Source organism: Staphylococcus sp. 231237_7MaSpsaltlick (assembly GCF_043107035.1).
This window is the reverse complement of record NZ_JBICNX010000335.1, coordinates 1-485: the sequence shown is the minus strand read 5'-3', so window position 1 is coordinate 485 and position 485 is coordinate 1. Positions and strand designations below refer to the sequence as shown.

Sequence of the window (485 nt, the reverse complement as noted above, 5' to 3'; positions counted from 1 at the left end):
AATATCACTATAAGTGTTGTTATATCACCTTTAGAATTCACGTAATAATATATTAACCACCTGCGCCACCATAACCAATATGTACATCGGTTACGTTATCGTTATTTGTATTAAACATTACGCCTATATCATTATTTGGTCTATAAACATATATATCATTTGAATTTTCATGTGTTTTCATCAATTGAATAAAAGAGATTAAAAAGTATTTGAATATTGAAATCAAGATCATAGTCATTATAATCTTCATATAAACATTTACTTTGTTTATAAATGAAAGCATCAGTATATTGAATGCTTTTAGCTAAAATATCAATTTTATTCTTCTTCACTCACATTTTAATACTCTTTATACTTTTTATTGTGATAGTGATTCTAAAATCATTTGTAGTGGTCTTTATTTTTATAAAAATAGAAATTCAAGTATATACATATCAATCCAACAAGTATTAATACACCATGACTTATAATTTCTAATACTAAAG

Annotated in this window: 1 protein-coding gene; it reads right to left on the bottom strand. The window is 23.9% G+C overall.

Annotated features, from left to right (window positions below; all coding sequences use genetic code 11):
* Nucleotides 1-52: 52 nt before the first annotated feature.
* A complete protein-coding gene (locus ACF91D_RS31765; RefSeq protein WP_392438698.1) occupies nucleotides 53-238 on the bottom strand; it encodes a hypothetical protein in 186 nt (61 codons plus the stop codon).
* Nucleotides 239-485 lie beyond the last annotated feature (247 nt).

What these genes read in the sequence shown, in the direction of transcription:
- ACF91D_RS31765 (WP_392438698.1), bottom strand. Translation starts at nt 238, where the DNA reads ATGACTATGATCTTGATTTCAATATTCAAATACTTTTTAATCTCTTTT.